The following is an 18,986-nucleotide window of genomic DNA, read 5'->3' on the forward strand; positions in this document are numbered from 1 at the left end:
TTTTCCGTTCCTTCCCGTTCAGCGTTTGCGGAAAAAAGAGTCCTGATACGCTTCTCCCATTAAAAAAGCGACGCCGGGGCTTGACCCGACATCGCTTTTTTACTCTTCCGAAGCCTGATCGTCAGATCCGAGCCTCCGCGCCCTGCTCCGCCACCATCCGGTTGCGCAGCGTGCCGAGCTTCTCGATGGAAATCTCGACGACATCGCCCGGCTGCAGGTAAACCCGCTGCTCCGGAGGCAGGCCGAGCACGACGCCCTCCGGCGTGCCGGTCAGGATGATGTCGCCGGGCGACAGCGTCATATGCCGCGAGATGTAGCTGACGATCTCGTCGCAGCGGAAAATCATGTCCGATGTGCGGGACGACTGGCGCGTCTCGCCGTTCACGACGGCGGAGATCGCCAGCGCGTTCGGATCGCCGACCTCGTCGGCCGTCACCAGATACGGGCCGAGCGGGCTGAACTTGTCGCATGTCTTGCCGAGCAGCCACTGCGGCGTGCGCATCTGCAGGTCGCGGGCCGACAGGTCGTTGACGCAGCAGTAGCCGTACACATGCTCCAGAGCCTGCTCGCGCCCGACGTCCTTGGCCGTGCGCCCGATGACGATGACGAGCTCCGCCTCGTAGTCGACCTCCGAGCTGACGCGCGGCAGCGGGATGTCCTCCCGATGCGCGGCCAGCGTATTGTTGAACTTGTTGAACAGGATCGGATACTCCGGAATCGGCGCATTCGTCTCCTCCGCGTGCTTGCGGTAGTTCAGGCCGACGCAGATGATCTTGCCGGGAGCCGTCACGCATGGCCCGAGCTGCAGCGCGTCCTCGTCCAGCCACAGCTCGGCGGCTCCGTCCGCCTGAGCGGCCAGCGTCTCCAGCGTCCGCTGCGCCTCGGCTCCGCCCTCGATCGCGGCCTCGACCGTCAGCGGCACCTGCCGTCCCTCTCCGAGCCGGATCTCAGCCGCCGCCACGTCCAGCACCCCCTGCTCCGTGCGCACGCCGAGCGCGAGCCGGCCCTCCTTGCGGTATGTCAACAGCTTCATGATCGCCGATTCCCCTTTCTCATGCTTTCCTTGCCGTCAGGCATTTTTGCCGAATACGACTCCGCCGTCCAAATACAGCGGCGAACCCATCATGAACTTCGACTCGTCGGAGGCGAGGAACAGCGCGCCTTCGGCGACATCCTCCGGCCGGCCGAGATCGCCGCTCAGCTGGCGGCTGCGGATGCCGGCGAGCCCTTCCTCCGGGTCCGCGTACGACTCGCGCAGGTACTTCTCCACGAACGGCGTCAAAATCGTGCCGGGCAGCAGCGCGTTCACGCGGATGCCGTACGGCGCATAGTCGACCTGCATCGACTTGGTCAGCGCGAGGATCGCGCCCTTGGTCGCGGCGTAGGAAGCCCGGCGCGCGAGGCCGATCTCGGCGATGCAGGAGCTCATGTTGATGACGACGCCGCCGCGGCGCTCCATCATCGACGGCAGCACGGCCCGGCTCGGCAAATAGGTGCCGCGGATGTTGACGCTGATGACGCGGTCCCAGGCGTCCGGCTCGACCTCGTGCAGCGCGCCGACGCCGCTGATGCCCGCATTGTTGAACAGCACGTCGATCCGCCCGTGCCGCTCCAGCGTCTGCTGCGCCATCGCCTCCGCCGAGGCGGGATCGGTGACGTCGCAGGCGACGGCGGAAGCCTCGCCGCCTGCTTGGGCGATCAGGGCGGCCGTTTCTGCGGCCGCCTCCAGGTTGATGTCGGCGACGACGACATGCGCTCCCTCCGAGGCGAAGCGCAGCGCCGAGCAGCGTCCGATGCCCGAGCCGGCCCCGGTGATCAGCGCGATCTTGTCTTTCAGCCTCATATCCGCACCACGCCTTTTGTCAAAATCAGATTGCCGTAAGGAGCCGCCTCGCTCGTCGCGACGACGGCATAGGCCCGGCGCGTCCGCTCGTAAAAAGCGAAGCGCTCCAGCTCGGCGATGTCGACCTCGCGCCGCTCATGCCGGCGCAGCAGCTCCCGGTACTGCTGCCAGACGGCTGGGGCAGGCGGATCGCCGGGCACGACCGCCATGACGACGGCCGGCTGCGGCACGTAGGTGTCCACCGGCAGCAAGGTCAAGATCGCGTCCAGCAGCTCCGGGATGCCATGGCCGTCCGCCCGGACGAGCCGCGCCGCCGTCGATGCGGCCGGGAAGTTTACGTCGGCCAGCACAAGCTCGTCGCCATGCCCCATCGCCCGCAGCGCATGGAGCAGCTCAGGCGAGAGCAGCGGAGAAATTCCTTTCAGCATGCCGCTTCCTCCTCTTCGTTTGCAATTTCGCGCAGCGCGACCGGCCGGTCCTCGCTCATCGATCGGTAAGCTGCGAAGACGAGCTGCATCGTCTCCAGGTTGTCGCGGACGGAGGTTTCCGGCTCGCGATCCTCCTCCACGGCCCGCAGCAGCTCGCCCATCGTGCCGAGGAAGGCGTCGGGGAACCATTTGCCGTGCAGCGTCGGAACGAACCAATAATCGGGATGGAGCAGCCGCGAGTGGAACCTGAGCGTGTCCTCCCGTCCGACCGGATAGTCGTACAGCGAGCCGTTCGTCCCCTGGACGATGCCCTCCGTGCCCTCGAACCGGTACGTCGCGTGCCAGTCCTCTTCGCCGGCGATATGGTTGTGGTTGTCGTGGACGAGCGCGCGCCGCTCGCCGGGATAGCGCAGCGACAGCATCGTGCGCGTCTCGCCGACCGTGCGCTGGCCGGGGAAGCGGGCTCCGTCGGCGTAGATCGAGTCCGGCGTGCCGAACAGGAAGCGGATGCTGTCGAGGTAATGGATGCTGTGGTACATGACCTCCAGCGTCGGCATCTCCCGCAGCCAGCTCCACGCGGCAAAATCCTGGCGGACGTCGACCGAGATCGTCGCCTGCGTCAGCTCTCCGAGCCAGCCGCGGCTCAGGATCGCATGGCTGGCGCGGATGCCCGGCGACCAGCGCATCTGCTGGTTGACCGCGCCGCGGACGCCGTGCTTGCGGCAAGCGCGCTCGATGGCGGCCGCCTCGCGGTAGCTTTCGGCGAGCGGCTTCTGGCAAAGCATATGCTTGCCGGCGGCCGCGGCCTGGCGCGCGATGGCCGGCTGCGCCTTGGCCGGCACGGCGATGTCGACGACGCGGACGGCCGGATCGTCAAGCAGCTCCTCCAGCGTGCGATAGACGCGCGGCAGGCCGAACTGCGCGGCTAGCGCCGCGGCGCGCTCTGCGTTCAGATCGTAGATGCCGACGACGTTCAGGCCGCCTTTGCGGTAAGCGGGAAGATGGCAGGCGCCGACGATTTCGCCCGCGCCGATGATCGCGATGCCGATGCGGGCGTCCTGCGGCAGCTTGGGCTTGTAGTCGAGCTCCAGATCGATGACGTTCATAGGACCTCCTTCACAGGCTCGGGCCGATGCGGTTGATGGAAAATTCCTGATGGCCGAGAATCTCGGCCTTGGTCAGCTTGCCGTCCGCGACCTCGACGATCTCCTGCCAGATCCTCTCGCCGGCCGCTTCCACGTCGAGCGAGCCGTCCAGCATCGGACTGACGTCGACGTCCATGTTGTCCTCCATGAGCGAGAACGTGCGGCCGTTGCCGGTGATCTTGATGACGGGAACGACAGCCGAGCCCGTCGGCGTGCCGCGGCCGGTCGTGAAGCAGACGATATGCGCGCCGGCCGCCGCCATGCCGGAGACGCATTCGATGTCGTTGCCGGGAGAATCCATGAAATAAAGTCCGCCCTCCGGCAGCGGCTCGGCGTATTCGGTGACGCCGAGAATCGGGGACGTGCCGCATTTGCTGATGCAGCCGAGCGACTTCTCCTCGATCGTCGACAGCCCGCCGGCGATGTTGCCGGGGCTCGGATTGCCGCCGCGCATGTCGGCGCCCATCCGCTCCACCTCGCGCTCAAAGCGGCCGACGATCGCGTACAGCCGCTCGCGCACCGCGGCGTCCGGGCAGCGCTCGGCAAGCACATGCTCCGCGCCGATGATTTCCGTCGTCTCGCCGATGACGACCGTGCCGCCCTCGCGGATGAGCCTGTCGGCCGCGGCGCCTAGCGCCGGATTGGAGGCGAGTCCCGAGGTCGCGTCCGAGCCGCCGCATTTGACGCCGACCTTCAGCTTGGACAGCGGCACCGGCTCCTGCCGCAGGCGCATCAGGCCCGCCTGCAGCTGCCGCGCCAGCTTCGCGCCATGCTCGATCGCCTTCACCGAGCCGCCGACGCTCTGGATGTCGAACCATTCGACCGGTTTACCGGTAACTCGAATGGCGTCGGCCAGCTGCTGCGGATCGACCACCTCGCACCCGAGGCTGACGATCAGCACCGCGCCGACGTTCGGGTTCGCCCCCGTCCCCGCCAGCACGCTGAACGTGCGGTCCTTGTCCGCCCCGATCTGGCTGCAGCCATGCGGATGCGGCACGGCGACCGCGCCCGGCACGAGCTGCGCGATGCGGCTGCACACCTGGTTCGAGCAGATGACGGTCGGAATGATGAGCAGATGATTGCGGATGCCGATGTCGCCGTTCTCCCTTCGGTAGCCCATGATCGCAGGGGCTGCCTGGCTTGCTGCCGCCTGATCTGCGGCTTGGCTTGCCGCTGCCTGGCCTGACTCCGTCTGATCTGCCGCTGCCTGGCCTGACGCCTGCCCTTCCGGTTCCCTCATGCTTTTCCTCCTCCTGTTCCAGCAGCCGCGCCGGCCTGGTCGCCGCGTCCGCGGATGCCCTCGATGTTGTGCACATGGACGTGGCGCCCCGCCTCGATTGCCGTCACGGCGCGGCCGATCACTTCGCCGTACTTGCGCACCTCGCCGCCTGCCGCTACGGCCGCGATCGCGATTTTGTGGCCGAACGCGACCGGCTCCGCGACGACGACGCTTCCTTCCCGCCCGCCTGTCTTGTAGCGGATCGTCTCTCCTGCCGCCACATCCCGCAGCGCGGTCGCGACATGGTCGCGGACATCCATGACGATCGCGTCCGCTCCCGCTTCCAACGCATGCTCCATGCCTTCTCCTCCTCTTTGCGCCGGCAGACGACTTGGATCGGCTGGCCGCGCTCCTCGATTTGAGTTATCGGTAACTCAAATGTAAGCGACCTCATGCTTGCTGTCAATAGACCGCATTGGCTACAATGATTGCAGCTTGTAAAAAGGGAACGGAGGAGCTTCATGGTCACCATCTACGACATCGCCCGCGTGGCCGGCGTCTCCGCCATGACAGTGTCGCGGGTCATCAACGATACCGGCCGGATCAGCGAAGCGACGAGAAAGCGGGTCCGGCAGGTGATGGAGGAGCTGCAGTACGTGCCGAACTCCAACGCCCGCAGCCTCGTCCTGCAGAAGACGAACATCCTCTCCCTGCTCATCGCCGACATCGCCAACCCGTTTTATACGACGCTGGCGCGGGGGGCGGAGGATGCGGCCAAGCGGCTCGGCTATAGGCTGCTGTTCGGCAACAGCGACGAGGATTACGGCAAGGAAAAGGACTATGTGGACATGATCCTCTCCACGCGCGTGGACGGCGTGCTGTTCGCTCCGGCAGGCGACGGCTCCGCCCCGCATCTGCGGCTGCTGGAGCAGCACCGCATTCCCTATGTGCTGCTCGACCGGGACGTGCCCGGCATCCAGGCGGACCGCATCCTCGGCGAAAGCCGCGACGGGGCGCGCCGGCTCGTCGAGCATCTGATCGGACTCGGCCACGAGCGCATCGCGCTGGTGAACGGATCGGAGGACGTCTCCACCGCGCGCGAGCGCCATGCGGGCTATCGGGACGCGCTCAAGCTGAACGACCTCCCGTATGACGAGACGCTCGTCCGCCATCTCGACTATTCGGACGGCTTCAATCCGAGCGATCTCGACCCACTGCTGGCGTTGAGCTCCCCGCCGACGGCCATTTTTGCCGCCAACAACTTCCTCGCGCTCGGCGTCATCCAGTCGCTGCGCGAGCGCGGCCTGGCCGTGCCGGACGATCTGTCGGTCGTCTGCTTCGACGATCTCGGCTTCGCCAGCATTTTGAGTCCGTTCCTGACGGTGGCCGCGCAGCCGGCCTATCAGTTCGGCGCGCTCGGCCTGGAGCGCCTCGTCGACCGGATCGAAAACGGCGACGGCAGCGGCCCGCGCACGCTCATCCTGCCGGCGGAGCTGATCGTGCGCTCGTCGAGCCGCAAGCGGGAGCGGTGAAAGCAGCTGCACGGTAGGCCTGGAGCCTGGAGCGGCGCTGCCGTTCGCGAATCCGAGCGGCGAGAAGCCGCGGCTCTGCCGTTCGCGAACCCGAGGAGCGAGAGGCTGCGGCGCCAGAGGCGGCCATGCGGCAAGGGGCTGTCCCGACGTCCGTTTTACGGATGCCGGGACAGCCCCTTGTTCCTTTCTGTCCGCGAGCGAGGCTTCTAAGCGCTAACGAAACGACTGCGCGGGCCTATGAGCCATGCGAAGCCTCTAGTCGAAAAACTCCATATGCGGCTTAGTCTGGCGATAATAGGCCATCCGGTCCGCCAGCGTGCCGGTATGGAATTCGAACTTGTGGCCGTCGGGGTCTGCGAAGTAGACCGAGCGCCGGTCACGCTCGTCCCGCTCCCGTCCCGGCAAGATGTCCGCGCCGATGATCCGCAGCCGGGACACCGCCTCGTCGAACTCCTCCTCTTTAATGGAAAAGGCGATATGGGTATAAGACAGACGGATCTCCTCGCGCGGGAGATCCTTTTCTTCGTTCAAGGCGAGCCACAGACCGTCCAGATCGAAATAAGCGGTCGACCGTCCGCGCACGAGCAGCTTCGCGCCGAACGCCTCCCGGTAGAACGCGATCGACCGCTCCAGCGACGAGACGCTGAACAGCAGATGATTAAGGCCTTACAGCTTCATGATGGACTCCTCCTCCTGTATCGCCAACGGCTCCCCTGCGGGTCCGGATGCAAAGTCCCGGCAGCCAAGCTGCCGGGACTTCAACGACCATGCTTATTCTTCGCCGGCGACGTCCTCGCCGTCGTCCTCGCCGATCATTTTGCTGTAGTCCTCGCCGGTGACGACGCGGCGGGCGGTGACGTACCGCTTGGCGTAGTAGGAATCGCTCAGCTTCGTGTAGCGCACGCCCTTGCTGGAGGCGTGGGCGAACTTGCCGTCGCCGACGTAGATGCCGGCATGCGAGATGCCGCGGCCGCTCGTATTGAAGAAGACGAGATCGCCGGGACGAAGATCGTCCTTGTCCACTTTGGAGCCGACCTGAGCCTGCGACTTGGACGTGCGGGGCAGCTTGACGTCGAACTGGTTGAAAATATGGCGGACGAAGCCGGAGCAGTCGAAGCCGGCTGTCGTCGTGCCGCCGTATTTGTAAGGCGTGCCGATGACTTTTTTGATCGCGCTGTCGAGATCCGGCGTATTCGCGAACGCGCTGCTGCTGAACGTCAGAAGCAGAACCAGGCCAAGCATGGACAGGATGACTTTCTTCACAAGTTGCTTCTCCCTTCGGATGCCTACGAAGTTAGCTGTGGGTTCGGTTGAAGGTTCCCTAGAATCCTCTCTTGCAAGATTCATTCACCCGGTATGGTTCCCCCGTTTTTCTTCTCGAAAATTCGGCATGATGATTCATCATTTTTATTAAAGGTTAATATTCGTAGTTTTTTGTCGAATCCCTGCCCGGGAATTATTAGAAGTCCCTCATCAAATCCCTTACTTTTCTCATAAATCAGCCTAGGCCCTTCTGCTCATATCATCGAATGGACGCGATTTTCGCCCCTGTCCTCCTGCCCAGAGGAAGAAATGGATATTTCCCCCTGCCATTCTGAGAAACTATCCTTTAAGCGGTATGAATTTAATAGGATAATAGTGGAACTCTTCGAGTGAAAGGAGGCCGCCTGCCGAATTCCGCTTTTTTATCCTACTTTTGAAAAGGAGGACTTTCATGTCCGCAAAATCCCGCACTTCCACCCCCCGCTTCCAGGCTTTGCGCGCGCTGCTGCTCGCCGTGTTCCTGATCGGCTCGATCGTGCCGGGCTCGCTCGCCGTCCGCACCGCACATGCCGCCGATGCCTGCACCGGCGTCTCCGCCTGGTCGGCCTCGGCGATCTACACCGCGGGCCAGAAAGCCGTGTACAGCAGCACGCTGTACGAAGCGAAGTGGTGGACGACGAACGAGCGCCCCGACCTGTCCGGCCCATGGGGCGCATGGAAATCGCTCGGCGCCTGCTCGTCCGCTCCGACTCCGACGCCGACCGTCGCGCCTACGCCGACTCCGACCAAGACGCCTTCGCCTAGCGCGACGCCGACTCCGACGCCCGGCGCTCCGGGCGGCAAGATTACCGGCGCCTACGTCGCCGACTGGCATTTCCCGAACGTGAGCACCGTGCCGGCCGAAAAGCTGACGCATGTGTTCTACGCCTTCGCCGACGTGGCCAACAACGGCGTGAGCGGCGGCGACGCCTCCAAGCTCGCCCAGCTGACGACGCTGCGCAGCAAAAATCCGAGCCTGAAGGTGCTCGTCTCCGTCGGCGGCTGGGGCCGCTCGCAAGGCTTCGCCGGCGCGGCCTCGACCGACGCCAGCCGGACGGCGTTCGCGAACAGCACCCTTTCCTACATCCGCGCCAACAAGCTGGACGGCGTCGACATCGACTGGGAATACCCGGCCGCCGGCGACAAGCAGAACTATACGCTGTTCATCCAAAAGCTCCGTTCGGTGCTCGACGCAGGCAGCGCAGCGGACGGCCGAGGCAGCAACAAGTACCAGCTGACCGCCGCCGTAGGCGCTTCGGACTACGGCCTCGGCAACATCGACATCGCCGCCGTGCAGCCGTCGTTCGACTTCCTGAACGTGATGACCTACGACATGCAGGCCGGCTCGGGCACGCATCATACGGCGCTTTACAACTCCTCGCGCGCCAGCTACAGCGTCGACACCGCCGTCAAGCTGCTCAAGAGCAAGGGGCTGCCCGCGTCCAAGCTGGTCATCGGCGGCGCGTTCTACTCCCACGGCACGGCCGACTATACGTACGACGAGCTCAAGGCCGGCTTCATCAACAAAAACGGCTGGACGCGCCAATGGGACGATACGGCCAAGGCTCCGTATCTGACGAACAGCGGCGGCGGCTTCCTCAGCTACGACGACACGCAGTCGCTAGCCGAAAAGGTCAAGTACCTGAAAGCGAACAGCCTCGCGGGCATCATGTTCTGGGAGTACGGGCAGAACTTGGACGGCGAGCTGCTGGGAGCGATCCACACGGCGCTGAATTCCTGACCGCCTCGCCGGCATGACGGCAGGCGCGGAGAAATGCCGCTGGTCCAAACGGACCTGCGGCATTTTCGCCTTTTCGCCTGCCGCGGCTCGCTTGACGCGCGGACGCATCGTCTCCGGCGGCTTGCCGCCGCTCGTTTTTCTCCCAAGCGCCTGCCGCAGGTGGACAGCGCCGCCCGTCCGCTTTACGATGGATTCATTCAGCATGGAGGAAGGGACGGCGCATATGGCGAGAAACGAAGGCTACGGCATCTACGGGTTCCGCTTCCAGGAGAGCGCGGAGCTGCCGCTTTGCAGCCTGTTCGCGGTCGGCCGTGAGGCGATCGACTCGACGGACTACGACTGGGACGGGGAGAAGCGGACCGACGGCCCGCTCCTGCTTTTCCAATATACGACGAGCGGCGAAGGAATCTACGAGAGCGGCGGCGAACGCCGGCTGTCGGCGGGAGAAGCCTTTTTGACGGAAATTCCCGGCCGCCACCGCTACCGCTATCCGGGAGGAAAGGAGCCGTGGGAGTTCTATTTCGTTCTCCTCCGGCCGACGCATGCGCAGGGCTTGTGGGACTACGTCAAAAGCAGGACCGGCCCCTTTCCCCGCCTGTCGGCGGACAGTCCGCCGATCCTGCTGCTGCGCGATCTGTTCCAGCGCGCCAGCGCGGGCGGAATATCCGATCCGTTCGTCGCCTCCTCCTGCGTGCACGCCTTTCTCGTCGAGCTCTGCCGCTGGGCGTCGACCGGCGCCCGTCCGGAGACGGACTGGCCCGCTGCGATCCGCGAAGCGGCCGACTGCATGCGGACGCGCTATGCCGACATGATCAGCCAGCATGAGCTGGCCGACCGGGTCGGCTTGTCCCGATTCCACTTCGTCCGCAGCTTCGCCCGCCATGCCGGCGTGACGCCGGCGCAGTACCTCGCCCGCGTGCGCATCCAGAAGGCCGTGGAGCTGCTCGGCTCGACGGACTGGAGCATCGAGCGGATCGGCGCGGCTGTCGGCTACAGCAGCGGCAGCTATTTCATCAAGGCGTTCCGCAGGCTGACCGGTCGGACGCCGGGCTCGTTCCGCCTGGGCGGCGAAGGGCTTCCCTACAGCCGCATCTTTTTCGACTGAGCCTCTCGGAGCAAGACAGCAATTTCATGCTATTGCCTGCGTGAAATTGTCGTAGTTGGCGCCGGGACGCGTCGAGTATAGTTCAAGAAAGAACGCTGCTTGATGCGAAAACAGGAGGAAACGATGAGCCATCTGAACCTCGCGCCGACCCCGCCCATGGGCTGGAACAGCTGGGACTGCTACGGCGCAGCCGTCACCGAGCAAGAAATCCGCGGCAACGCGGAGTACATGGCCGAGCGGCTGAAGCCGTTCGGCTGGGAGTACGTCGTCGTCGACATCCAGTGGTACGAGCCCGGAGCGAGCAGCTCCCTCTACCGCAAGTTCGTTCCACTGGAGATGGACGGCCATTCCCGCCTGATGCCCGCCGCGAACCGCTTTCCTTCCGCCGCCGGCGGCAAAGGCTTCCGTCCGCTGGCCGATTACGTGCACGGGCTCGGCCTGAAGTTCGGCATCCACATCATGCGCGGCATCCCCCGCCAGGCAGTCCATGCCGCGTCCCCGATCCTCGGCAGCGAGGCGACGGCGCGCGACATCGCGCATCCGAACTCGATCTGCCCGTGGAACACCGACATGTACGGCGTCGATCCGCGGCACGAAGGCTCGCAGGCGTACTACGACTCGCTGTTCGCGCTGTATGCGGAGTGGGGCGTCGACTTCGTCAAGGTCGACGACATCGCCGCGTCCCGGCTGTACGGCGCCCATCTCGAGGAGATCGCGCTGATCCGGCGGGCGATCGACCGCTGCGGGCGGCCGATCGTGCTGAGCCTGTCGCCCGGACCCGCGGCGGTCGAGCAGGCCGAGCAGCTGAAGGCCGGAGCGAACCTATGGCGCATCACCGACGACTTTTGGGACCGCTGGGAGCTGCTGCTCGACATGTTCGACCGCTGCGAGCGGTGGCAGGGCCTCGGAGCGGACGGCGCCTGGCCGGACTGCGACATGCTGCCGCTCGGCCATATCGGCATCCGCTCCGTCGACGGAGGCGGCGCCGACCGGCTGACCCGCTTCACGCGGGACGAGCAGGTGACGATGATGACGCTCTGGTGCCTGTTCCGCTCGCCGCTGTTTTTCGGAGGCGAGCTGCGCGACAACGACGCGTGGACGAACAGCCTGCTGACCAACCGCGACGTGCTGCGCCTGCACCGGAGCAGCAGCGGCGCCCGGCTGGTCAAGCGCGAGGGCGGCTCGATCGTCTGGGCGGCGGACGGCGACGGCGGCAGCTTGTACGCGGCGCTGTTCAACGTCGGCGAGCAGGCGGCGGCCGTCGCCGCGACGCTTTCCGAGCTCGGAGGCGACGGCGCCTTCACGGCCAAGGAGCTGTGGAGCGGCCAGTCCGCCGAGCTTGCGGACGGCCGGCTGAGCGCCGAGCTGCCTCCGCACGGAGCGGCGCTGTACCGGCTCGATCCCGCCTAGCGGGGAGGCAGTCCGTGGTTCAGGCCGCGGGCTGAGCGGGCTGCGCCCGCACGGAACGGCGCTCGGCTTCTTGTTACATTGAGTTGCGATCGTAAAAGAAGAGCCGAGGCGTTAGTGCCTCGGCTCTTGTTTCAGCAGCGCTTCAAAATCAGTGAATGTATCCACTGTCTCAGCCAGTTCCCAAAGCCGCTCGAAACGCTTCAGCCCGCGGCGCATCACGTATTCATGCCATAACCGGAGCTGTTGCTGCTGCGTCATGTTAAACCGATCCCAGACAAAGTCTTCGAGTTCGTTGTAGCGCATTCTTGCTGGCAAGGCCTCACGTGGCTTCCATTCTCTTGCAGCTGCTGACTTTGTAGCTACGATTGCGGTTTCCACTTGCTGCTCTGGCCGGGATTGCTTAGCTTGCATCTTGGTAGTCCAGGCCTCGGCATGTTCGAGAAAGAGTGTCTTGAACCGTTCCTTGTCCTCAGCCTCACGAATGGGGTGATGAAGCGCTAAGTTGGTCTCAAAGGAAAGAGCCGTGTCAATGCCCATGCGGTACCCATCATTCAAAGCAAAAGCCTGGAATGGCATCTGCCGTTGATCCGGAAGAAAGCGATGCACCGAGAAGAATATACCCTCATCAGTGGAGTGGACGTAATACAGGCTCCGAGTGTCCAGCGGCGGAGGAAACTCTCCTGCATGCCTGTAGCCGAACATTCTAAAGATCGTCTCTGCATTGTCTACTCCAGATAGATACTCCAGCAGCTCGTCCCACTGTTGGTCTTGATCTGTTTTAGAAGACAGGTCTAGTTCCGATTCCCACAGGTAAATGACACGGTTCTCCGGATCGATCGACTGCTCTCCCTCATCAATAAACCAGAGGGTCTCCATCCCCTGGTCCTTAAAAAACTGCTGACGTTTTTTCAGGGTCTGAACGAGACGACGGTCCCGCCGGCGATCGACGTTGGTCAGGATTGAGATGGCCATTTCTCGGTCCCGGTAGCGGACGACTAAGTCCGGCAGATGCGCCCAGCGCTCCCCCGCCTTGGCGATGTACCCCATCTCTACCTTCAGATCCGGACGAAGTTTCTCTTGCCCCTTTAGGACGTCATGGACAAATTCTCGAATCACTGAGTGCTTCTTGCTCTCACGGGCCGTCTGGCGATCATAGGTTATACGGCTCTGCTGCAGCTCACATGTCTCATTTTTGTTGTGGGCGAAATATAAGCCTCGCTGCCCGTCACGCACCAGGAGTAGCCGTCTACAGTTCCTACAAGAATATGCTCCCTTCTCGGCAGCTTTCTTCAGCTTCTTAACTGCCTCAGCTCGCGGTAAAGCTGAATCAAGCTGCGACTCAATATAGACCGTTTCCCCCAAATAATCAGCATGGTGCATGACCAAACCCCCAGTCAGGTGATACTTCCAAATATATCAAATCTACGGCAATTAGTGTCCAATTGTTTCAACCCCCTTCCTCCATCGTTTAACGGCTCGCTCCCGCTTCGGCGGGCGCTGCGGACGCAAAAAAGGTGGAAGGGAAGCCGGCTCGGCCGGTTCTCCTTCCACCTTTTTCAGCTTTCCTCGGTCAAATAGCTGCCGAAGGAATGCCGGATGACATCGCCGCGGCTGATGATGCCGACGAGCACGCCGCCGCGGTGCACGGGCACCTTTTTGATCCGCTTGCGGCCGAGCAGTCCCGCGATCTGCGCGACGTCCTCGTCCTGGCTGACCGCCACGACCTTCTTGCGCGACAGCTCCATGACGTTGCGCCCGAGCAGCCGGCGCGTGCGGTCGTCGTACTCGCCCTCGTTCATGCTCATCACGGCCGAAAAATAAAACGCGTCGAGGACGAAGTCCTCCCGCTGGCCGATGTAGCGCATGATGTCGCCATCGCTGATGTAGCCGACGATCTCGTTGCGCTCGTTGACGACCGGCAAGCCGCTGATCCTGTACTTGATGAACTTCTCGACGACGTCCCTGAGCGTGTCTGTCTCCTTGACCTTGTGGACCTGGCGGATCATGATCTCATGCGCCTTCATCCCCCGCACCCCCCGGCAGCGTTCCCGTCTGCTAGACAATACTTGCATCATGCAACTATATAATTGTATTATACAACTGTATAGATGCCTGTCAATGCAGAGTATGCGTCATGGCAGGTCAAGGAGACGGCGGATGGCGCCCGGGAAGGCGATCGGCGCTGCCTCTCTTGTCAGGAGGAGAGACGATGGACCCACATGCAGTCGAAACGATCGAAATGGAGCTGTCCCACCTGATCCGGCGCCTCATCGCGGAAACGACGTACCGCAAGAGCGGCGACAGCCTCGACCGCGCCGCCTATTTGCTGCTCGACCATATCGCCGGCAGCGGCTGGGCGTCGGTCAAGACGCTGGCCGAGGAGTTCCGGCTGGACAGCTCGACAATCAGCCGCCAGACGGCCGCGCTCGAGAAGAAGGGCCATCTCGCACGCAGGCCGGTGGAGAACGACCGCCGCGCATATACGCTCGAGCTTACGGAGCTCGGCCGCCTGGAGCTGGAGCGGAACAAGCAGATGCGGACCGAGCGCGTCGGCGAGCTGCTGGAAGGCTGGACCGCGCAGGAGGTCGAGCAGTTCAGCCGCCTGCTCCAGAAGTTCGGCGAGTCCGTGTCGGAGGGCTAGATCGGCGGATCAGCCGGCGAGGCGGGCCTGCCGAGGCGGCCGCAAGGTCTGTCGGCCAAGTCGCGTCCGCGAGGCGGGTCAGCCCGCCTGGACGCGCTGCAGGCGCAGCGCGTTCAGCACGACCGAGACGGAGCTGAGCGCCATCGCCGCGCCGGCGACCCACGGCTCCAGCAGGCCGGCGGCCGCGACCGGGATGCCGAGCGAGTTGTAGCCGAGCGCCCAGAACAGGTTCTGGCGGATGTTGGCCATCGTCTTGCGGCTCATCCGGATCGCTTCCGGGATGCTGCGCAGGTCGCCGCGCATGAGCGTCACGTCGGCCGCCTCCAGGGCGACGTCCGAGCCGGTGCCGACCGCCATGCCGATGTCGGCCGTGGCGAGCGCCGGCGCGTCGTTGATGCCGTCGCCGACCATCGCTACGACGCGGCCTTCGCGCTGCAGGCGGCTCACCTCGTCCGCCTTGCCCTCCGGCAGCACCTCGGCCCTGACCTCCTCGATGCCGGCCTGGGCGGCGATCGCCCGGGCCGTGCGCTCGTTGTCTCCGGTCATCAGGATGACGCGCAAGCCCATCTCCTTCAGGTTCGCCACGGCTTCGCCCGAGCTCGGCTTGATCGTGTCGGCGACGGCGACCAGCCCGGCGTAGCGGCCGTCGACGGCGACGAGCATCGCCGTCTTGCCGTCCCGCTCCAGCGCCTCCATCTGCGGATGGGCGGCTGCGGCGTCCACGTCCTCGCGCTCCATCAGGCGGCGCGTGCCGACGAGCACGCGGCGGCCTTCGACCACCGCCTGGATGCCGTAGCCCGGGATCGCTTCAAAGGACGTCGGCTCCGGCAGCTCCGGCAGGTCGCGGCGGATGCCGGCGACGATCGCCTCGGCCAGCGGATGCTCGGAGCCGAGCTCCGCCGCTCCCGTCAGGCGCAGCAGCTCGTCGCGCTCCATCGCCGGCAGCACGTCGGTCAGCACCGGCTTGCCCTCGGTGACCGTGCCGGTCTTGTCGAGCACGATCGTATCGGCTTTATGCGTCTGCTCCAGATGCTCCCCGCCCTTGAACAGGATGCCGAGCTCCGCGGCGCGCCCGGAGCCCGCCATGATCGAGGTCGGAGTCGCCAGGCCGAGCGCGCACGGGCAGGCGATGACGAGCACGGCGATCGCGATCTCCAGCGCGCGGGCAAAGTCCCCCGGAGCGATCAGGAAGTACCAGATAAGTCCGGCCGCGAGCGCCGCCGCGACGACGATCGGCACGAAAATGCCGGAAATGCGGTCGGCGACCCGCTGAATCGGCGCCTTGGACCCTTGCGCCTGCTCGACGATGCGGACGATCTGCGCCAGCGTGGAGTCGCCTGCGGCCCGCGTCGAGCGGACGAGCAGCGCGCCGTTTTTGTTGATCGTCGCGCCAGTGACCGAATCTCCGGCCTGCTTGGAGACAGGCAGGCTCTCCCCCGTCAGCATCGACTCGTCGACGCTGCTGCTGCCGTCCTCGACGAGTCCGTCCACCGGAATCTTGTCGCCGGGGCGGACGCGCACGAGATCGCCGACGGCGACTTCCTCGAGCGGCACCGCGACATCCAGGCCGTCCCGCAGCACGGTCGCCGTCTTCGCCTGCAGGCCGATGAGCGACTTGATCGCCTCGGACGCGCGGCCCTTGGCCAGCGCCTCGAGCAGCTTGCCGGTCACGACGAGCGTGATGAGCACGGCGCTCGTCTCGTAGTAGAGCGACGGCGCGCCGTGATGCGCGCCGCCGCCGGCGAGCTGCCACTCGATCGTCAGGTACAGGCTGTAGAAATAGGCCGCCGACGTGCCGAGCGCGATGAGCACATCCATGTTCGCCCCGCCGCTGCGCAGCGCGTTGAACGCCCCCCGGTAAAAAGGCGCCCCGATCACGAACTGCACCGGCGTGGCCAAGGCGAGCTGCAGCCACGGATTCATCAGCAGCGCCGGCACCGGCAGCCACGACAGGAAGCCGAAATGCGCCGCCATCGTGTACAGCAGCGGCAGCGAGAGCAGCGCCGAGACGGCGAGGCGCAGCGCCTGCCTTTTCAGTTCCTTGCGCTTGCGCGCCTCCGCCCCGCCCTCCTCCTGCTCCATCGGCAGCGCCTTATAGCCGAGCTTCGCCACCTTCTCCTGCATGTCGGCGAGGCCGACCTCGCCCGGAGCGTAGTCGACGCGCGCCGTCTCCATCGCAAAGTTCACCGTCGCCGAGGCGACGCCGGGCATGCGGGAGAGCCCCTTCTCGATGCGCGCGGCGCAAGCGGCGCAGGTCATGCCCTCCAGCCGCAGCTGGATCGTATCGTTCGCCGTGCCGTAGCCCAGCTTCTTCACTTTATCCTCCAACGCTTCGCGGTCGACCTTGCCCGGATCGTAGACGACGCTCGCCTGCTCGGTCGCGAAATTGACGCTGGCCGCCGAAACGCCGTCCATCTTGCCCAAGCCCTTCTCGATGCGCGTCGCGCAGGCCGCGCAGGTCATGCCGGTCAGCTGCAGGACGGATTTATGCTCGCCCGACGGGGCGGTCGTTGAGTCTGTTCGAGCCATCTCGCTTCTCCTCCAATGGTGATTCCTTGACTCCAATATACCCCCCACCCCTATATTGGTCAAGAAGTAAATCCGCCATCAATCGCCTATTTCCTTAGATTGGCTCCATGCCGGTGTCGATATGCAGCGGCATCGGAGGGCGTTGCGGGCCAGGCTGGCGCCGGTTCGGCGTCCTTGCGCCTCATGGCTCCGCGCATCTTGAGCAGGAATCGGCAGCCGCGGCATCGAAAAGGGCTCGCAGACGAAAGGAGGCTCTGCCTCATGCCTGCAGCGGTGACGGTTTTTGTCATGGATACCGGATTCGATCCGGACGCAGCCAAGGAATTTCCGCATGTCCGCCTGCACGCCGGCTTCAACATGAGCCGGCACGGCTCCCCGGACGACAGCTCCGATCCGCATGGGCATGGCACGGCCGTCGCGCGCACGCTGCTCGAGGCTTGCGGGCCGGCGCCGATCCGGCTCGTGCCGGTCCGGCTGCTCGATCGGCGCAGCGCGCTGTGGGAGCGCGGCCGGGTCGCCGACGCGCTTGAGCGCATCCTGCGCGAGCTGCCGGAGGGGCCGACGGTCGTCTGCGCCGCCTTCGGCGACGGCCGGCATCTGCTGCCGGACGAGCCGGACGGCCAGCCGGAGACGGCGGAGCGGATCCGCGAGCTGCGGCGGCGAGGCGTCGCTTTTGTCGCTGCGGCCGGCAATTTTTATGCTGCTGCGCGGCGGCAGCGTTGCTGGGGCATGTCCTGGCCGGCCAGCTGCCCGGACGCGGTCAGCGTCGGCGCAGCCGTTTGCGGGCGGGGCGAGGGGAGACGGGACGAGGCGGACGGTTGTGTGCCGGAGGCGGAGCGACTCGGCGAAGCGGACGGGGGCTTGCTGGAGGAGCGGCTGCGCGAAGCGGACGGGGGTGCGGCTGGCGGCTGGATGCTCGAGCCGAACAGCCAGCGAGCGCCGGCAGCAGCGGCAGTCGGCGGCACGACGTTGTTCGCTCCCGCCCATCCGCCCGGGCATACGAGCGGCGCGGCAGCCTTCGCGGCCGGTCGGCTGGCAGCTCTTTGCAGCCGCTTTCCCGGCATCGGCGTGGATGAGCAGCTCGCATTGCTGCTGGCTGGCGCCGAATTCATTGCCGACGACGAAGGAAGCAGCCATTGGCCGCTGTTGTTATGAGCCGTCGAATCCCTTGATCCGCTCCCGGCAAGGCGCCGATGGCTGGAGTCGAATGTTCATTTCGTGAGGGGGATCGGTCGCGACTTGGTTCTATCCGGAAAAAGTATGGCGGATTACGATTGGCTGGACAACGGACGACGGAACCGAGCCATCGGACTCCTACCTCATTTATGTGAAGATTCTATCGGTCACCTTCATGTTGATCGTATTGATGGGATGCCTGGCTTATCTTTTCGACTAATGCACTTGGGTCGGCCGAATCCCACGTCTCTGCCAGTGCGGTAAGGCGCCCCGCCTCCTGCTCCATAACGCCAACGATACTCAGAGACGCTATTTCGCTCAAAACGGCCATTCCGAAATTCTAACGATACTCACAGACGCTATCGGGCCGATTCCGCTGCACATCAACGTATTCCCCGCCAATAGCGCTTCTCCGTATCGTTAAATCTCCAATCGCGCTCTTTTCGGGCCAATAACGACTTGCAGTATCGTTAGCTCCGGCAGTTCCGACAGTTCCGGCAGCTCCGGCAGTTCCGGCAGTTCCGGCAGCTCCGGCAGCTCCGGCAGCTCCGGCAGTTCCGGCAGCTCCGGCAGTTCCGGCAGCTCCGGCAGTTCTCGCAGCCCGCCAGCTCCGGCACTTCCGCCAACCCCGTCAGCCTGCACTTTTGCCCGTTCCGCCAGCTCCGGCAGCTCCGGCAGTTCTCGCAGCCCGCCAGCGCCTGCAGCCCGCTTTCCGCATCGGGCATCCCCCATCCGACCAAGCCGTCGGCGGATCTCGCCGCGCTTCCTCTCGCCCCAGTCCCGCCCCGCTTTGGCGTTCCCTCCTCCCGGCCTCCCGGCAGGCCCCCCCTCGCTCCCGAACAAAATAAACCCGAGGCGGATCGCTCCGCCTCAGGTCCATTCCGCTCTATCCGCCTATCCTCTCTATCGGCCTCT

At 64.9% G+C, this 18,986-nt stretch carries 18 protein-coding genes, 1 pseudogene and 1 riboswitch; of the genes and pseudogenes, 7 read left to right on the forward strand and 12 right to left on the reverse strand.

The window, feature by feature from the left end; genetic code table 11:
* Nucleotides 1-121: 121 nt before the first annotated feature.
* The 6 genes from GE073_RS16860 to GE073_RS16885 form a co-directional block, all read right to left on the reverse strand.
* On the reverse strand, nt 122-1,033 hold the full coding sequence (locus GE073_RS16860; RefSeq protein ID WP_153783900.1) for a fumarylacetoacetate hydrolase family protein: 912 nt from the start codon (nt 1,031-1,033) through the stop codon (nt 122-124).
* A 36-nt stretch (nt 1,034-1,069) separates the two neighbouring features.
* On the reverse strand, nt 1,070-1,843 hold the full coding sequence (locus GE073_RS16865; RefSeq protein ID WP_028597187.1) for an SDR family NAD(P)-dependent oxidoreductase: 774 nt from the start codon (nt 1,841-1,843) through the stop codon (nt 1,070-1,072).
* Entirely contained in the window at nt 1,840-2,271 is a 432-nt protein-coding gene (gene fucU / locus GE073_RS16870; protein ID WP_028597188.1) for an L-fucose mutarotase, read from the reverse strand. The genes GE073_RS16865 and fucU overlap by 4 nt, the downstream gene beginning before the upstream one ends.
* Entirely contained in the window at nt 2,265-3,377 is a 1,113-nt protein-coding gene (locus GE073_RS16875; protein WP_153783901.1) for a Gfo/Idh/MocA family protein, read from the reverse strand. Before GE073_RS16875 ends, fucU begins: the two co-directional genes overlap by 7 nt.
* 10 nt (nt 3,378-3,387) lie before the next feature.
* Nucleotides 3,388-4,536 carry a UxaA family hydrolase gene (locus GE073_RS16880; RefSeq protein WP_043110750.1) on the reverse strand — a complete coding sequence of 383 codons (1,149 nt, stop codon included), beginning with the start codon at nt 4,534-4,536 and terminating at the stop codon, nt 3,388-3,390.
* A gap of 116 nt (nt 4,537-4,652) precedes the next feature.
* A complete protein-coding gene (locus tag GE073_RS16885) occupies nt 4,653-4,994 on the reverse strand; it encodes a UxaA family hydrolase (RefSeq protein WP_028597191.1) in 342 nt (113 codons plus the stop codon).
* Between the two features lie 162 nt (nt 4,995-5,156).
* Here GE073_RS16885 and GE073_RS16890 point away from each other — a divergent pair, with 162 nt between their 5' ends.
* Nucleotides 5,157-6,167 (forward strand): LacI family DNA-binding transcriptional regulator, encoded by a 1,011-nt coding sequence (locus GE073_RS16890; RefSeq protein ID WP_028597192.1) that lies wholly within the window; start codon nt 5,157-5,159, stop codon nt 6,165-6,167.
* A 255-nt stretch (nt 6,168-6,422) separates the two neighbouring features.
* Here the strand turns inward: GE073_RS16890 and fosB are convergent, their stop codons facing one another.
* Nucleotides 6,423-6,821, reverse strand: a complete 399-nt coding sequence (gene fosB, locus GE073_RS16895) for a metallothiol transferase FosB (RefSeq protein ID WP_228551887.1) — start codon at nt 6,819-6,821, stop codon at nt 6,423-6,425.
* A 117-nt stretch (nt 6,822-6,938) separates the two neighbouring features.
* Entirely contained in the window at nt 6,939-7,430 is a 492-nt protein-coding gene (locus GE073_RS16900) for a C40 family peptidase (protein ID WP_028597194.1), read from the reverse strand.
* A 4-nt stretch (nt 7,431-7,434) separates the two neighbouring features.
* Nucleotides 7,435-7,568: riboswitch (cyclic di-AMP (ydaO/yuaA leader) on the reverse strand.
* Nucleotides 7,569-7,881: 313 nt separating this feature from the next.
* Between GE073_RS16900 and GE073_RS16905 the strand changes: the two genes are divergently transcribed.
* The 3 genes from GE073_RS16905 to GE073_RS16915 all read left to right on the forward strand — a co-directional run bounded on the left by GE073_RS16905 (nt 7,882) and on the right by GE073_RS16915 (nt 11,725).
* A complete protein-coding gene (locus GE073_RS16905) occupies nt 7,882-9,210 on the forward strand; it encodes a glycosyl hydrolase family 18 protein (RefSeq protein ID WP_153783902.1) in 1,329 nt (442 codons plus the stop codon).
* A gap of 223 nt (nt 9,211-9,433) precedes the next feature.
* Entirely contained in the window at nt 9,434-10,315 is an 882-nt protein-coding gene (locus tag GE073_RS16910) for an AraC family transcriptional regulator (RefSeq protein ID WP_153783903.1), read from the forward strand.
* A 123-nt stretch (nt 10,316-10,438) separates the two neighbouring features.
* The gene (locus tag GE073_RS16915) at nt 10,439-11,725 is read left to right on the forward strand and encodes a glycoside hydrolase family 27 protein (RefSeq protein WP_153783904.1); all 1,287 of its coding nucleotides are present in this window, start codon (nt 10,439-10,441) and stop codon (nt 11,723-11,725) included.
* Between the two features lie 111 nt (nt 11,726-11,836).
* Here the strand turns inward: GE073_RS16915 and GE073_RS16920 are convergent, their stop codons facing one another.
* Both GE073_RS16920 and GE073_RS16925 read right to left on the reverse strand, forming a co-directional pair.
* Complete coding sequence (locus GE073_RS16920; RefSeq protein WP_153783905.1) at nt 11,837-13,105, reverse strand: competence protein CoiA; 1,269 nt, start codon at nt 13,103-13,105, stop codon at nt 11,837-11,839.
* 176 nt (nt 13,106-13,281) lie between these two features.
* Nucleotides 13,282-13,749, reverse strand: a complete 468-nt coding sequence (locus GE073_RS16925; RefSeq protein ID WP_153783906.1) for a CBS domain-containing protein — start codon at nt 13,747-13,749, stop codon at nt 13,282-13,284.
* Nucleotides 13,750-13,934: 185 nt separating this feature from the next.
* On the opposite strand from GE073_RS16925, the gene GE073_RS16930 reads away from it, so the two are divergent.
* Nucleotides 13,935-14,366, forward strand: coding sequence for a MarR family winged helix-turn-helix transcriptional regulator (locus tag GE073_RS16930; RefSeq protein ID WP_153783907.1), 432 nt, complete (start codon nt 13,935-13,937; stop codon nt 14,364-14,366).
* 78 nt (nt 14,367-14,444) lie between these two features.
* On the opposite strand, the gene GE073_RS16935 is transcribed toward GE073_RS16930, so the two are convergent.
* Entirely contained in the window at nt 14,445-16,895 is a 2,451-nt protein-coding gene (locus tag GE073_RS16935) for a heavy metal translocating P-type ATPase (RefSeq protein ID WP_153783908.1), read from the reverse strand.
* Between the two features lie 261 nt (nt 16,896-17,156).
* Between GE073_RS16935 and GE073_RS16940 the strand changes: the two genes are divergently transcribed.
* Nucleotides 17,157-18,050, forward strand: coding sequence for a S8/S53 family peptidase (locus GE073_RS16940; RefSeq protein ID WP_194843386.1), 894 nt, complete (start codon nt 17,157-17,159; stop codon nt 18,048-18,050).
* Between the two features lie 97 nt (nt 18,051-18,147).
* Nucleotides 18,148-18,291: pseudogene (locus tag GE073_RS26060) on the forward strand (DUF6199 family natural product biosynthesis protein); the annotation flags it as partial.
* A 200-nt stretch (nt 18,292-18,491) separates the two neighbouring features.
* Here GE073_RS26060 and GE073_RS25500 read toward each other — a convergent pair.
* Nucleotides 18,492-18,803 carry a hypothetical protein gene (locus GE073_RS25500; protein WP_153783910.1) on the reverse strand — a complete coding sequence of 104 codons (312 nt, stop codon included), beginning with the start codon at nt 18,801-18,803 and terminating at the stop codon, nt 18,492-18,494.
* Nucleotides 18,804-18,986 lie beyond the last annotated feature (183 nt).

This window comes from Paenibacillus sp. B01, assembly GCF_009649995.1.
Lineage (GTDB): Bacteria > Bacillota > Bacilli > Paenibacillales > Paenibacillaceae > Paenibacillus_O > Paenibacillus_O pasadenensis.

What these genes read in the sequence shown, in the direction of transcription:
- GE073_RS16880 (WP_043110750.1), bottom strand. Translation starts at nt 4,536, where the DNA reads ATGGGCTACCGAAGGGAGAACGGCGACATCGGCATCCGCAATCATCTG.
- GE073_RS16905 (WP_153783902.1), top strand. Translation starts at nt 7,882, where the DNA reads ATGTCCGCAAAATCCCGCACTTCCACCCCCCGCTTCCAGGCTTTGCGC.
- fucU (WP_028597188.1), bottom strand. Translation starts at nt 2,271, where the DNA reads ATGCTGAAAGGAATTTCTCCGCTGCTCTCGCCTGAGCTGCTCCATGCG.
- GE073_RS16940 (WP_194843386.1), top strand. Translation starts at nt 17,157, where the DNA reads ATGCCTGCAGCGGTGACGGTTTTTGTCATGGATACCGGATTCGATCCG.
- GE073_RS16890 (WP_028597192.1), top strand. Translation starts at nt 5,157, where the DNA reads ATGGTCACCATCTACGACATCGCCCGCGTGGCCGGCGTCTCCGCCATG.
- GE073_RS16865 (WP_028597187.1), bottom strand. Translation starts at nt 1,843, where the DNA reads ATGAGGCTGAAAGACAAGATCGCGCTGATCACCGGGGCCGGCTCGGGC.
- GE073_RS16925 (WP_153783906.1), bottom strand. Translation starts at nt 13,749, where the DNA reads ATGAAGGCGCATGAGATCATGATCCGCCAGGTCCACAAGGTCAAGGAG.
- GE073_RS16930 (WP_153783907.1), top strand. Translation starts at nt 13,935, where the DNA reads ATGGACCCACATGCAGTCGAAACGATCGAAATGGAGCTGTCCCACCTG.
- GE073_RS16875 (WP_153783901.1), bottom strand. Translation starts at nt 3,377, where the DNA reads ATGAACGTCATCGATCTGGAGCTCGACTACAAGCCCAAGCTGCCGCAG.
- GE073_RS16915 (WP_153783904.1), top strand. Translation starts at nt 10,439, where the DNA reads ATGAGCCATCTGAACCTCGCGCCGACCCCGCCCATGGGCTGGAACAGC.
- GE073_RS16920 (WP_153783905.1), bottom strand. Translation starts at nt 13,105, where the DNA reads ATGCACCATGCTGATTATTTGGGGGAAACGGTCTATATTGAGTCGCAG.
- GE073_RS16885 (WP_028597191.1), bottom strand. Translation starts at nt 4,994, where the DNA reads ATGGAGCATGCGTTGGAAGCGGGAGCGGACGCGATCGTCATGGATGTC.
- GE073_RS16910 (WP_153783903.1), top strand. Translation starts at nt 9,434, where the DNA reads ATGGCGAGAAACGAAGGCTACGGCATCTACGGGTTCCGCTTCCAGGAG.
- GE073_RS16935 (WP_153783908.1), bottom strand. Translation starts at nt 16,895, where the DNA reads ATGGCTCGAACAGACTCAACGACCGCCCCGTCGGGCGAGCATAAATCC.
- GE073_RS25500 (WP_153783910.1), bottom strand. Translation starts at nt 18,803, where the DNA reads ATGGGGGATGCCCGATGCGGAAAGCGGGCTGCAGGCGCTGGCGGGCTG.
- GE073_RS16860 (WP_153783900.1), bottom strand. Translation starts at nt 1,033, where the DNA reads ATGAAGCTGTTGACATACCGCAAGGAGGGCCGGCTCGCGCTCGGCGTG.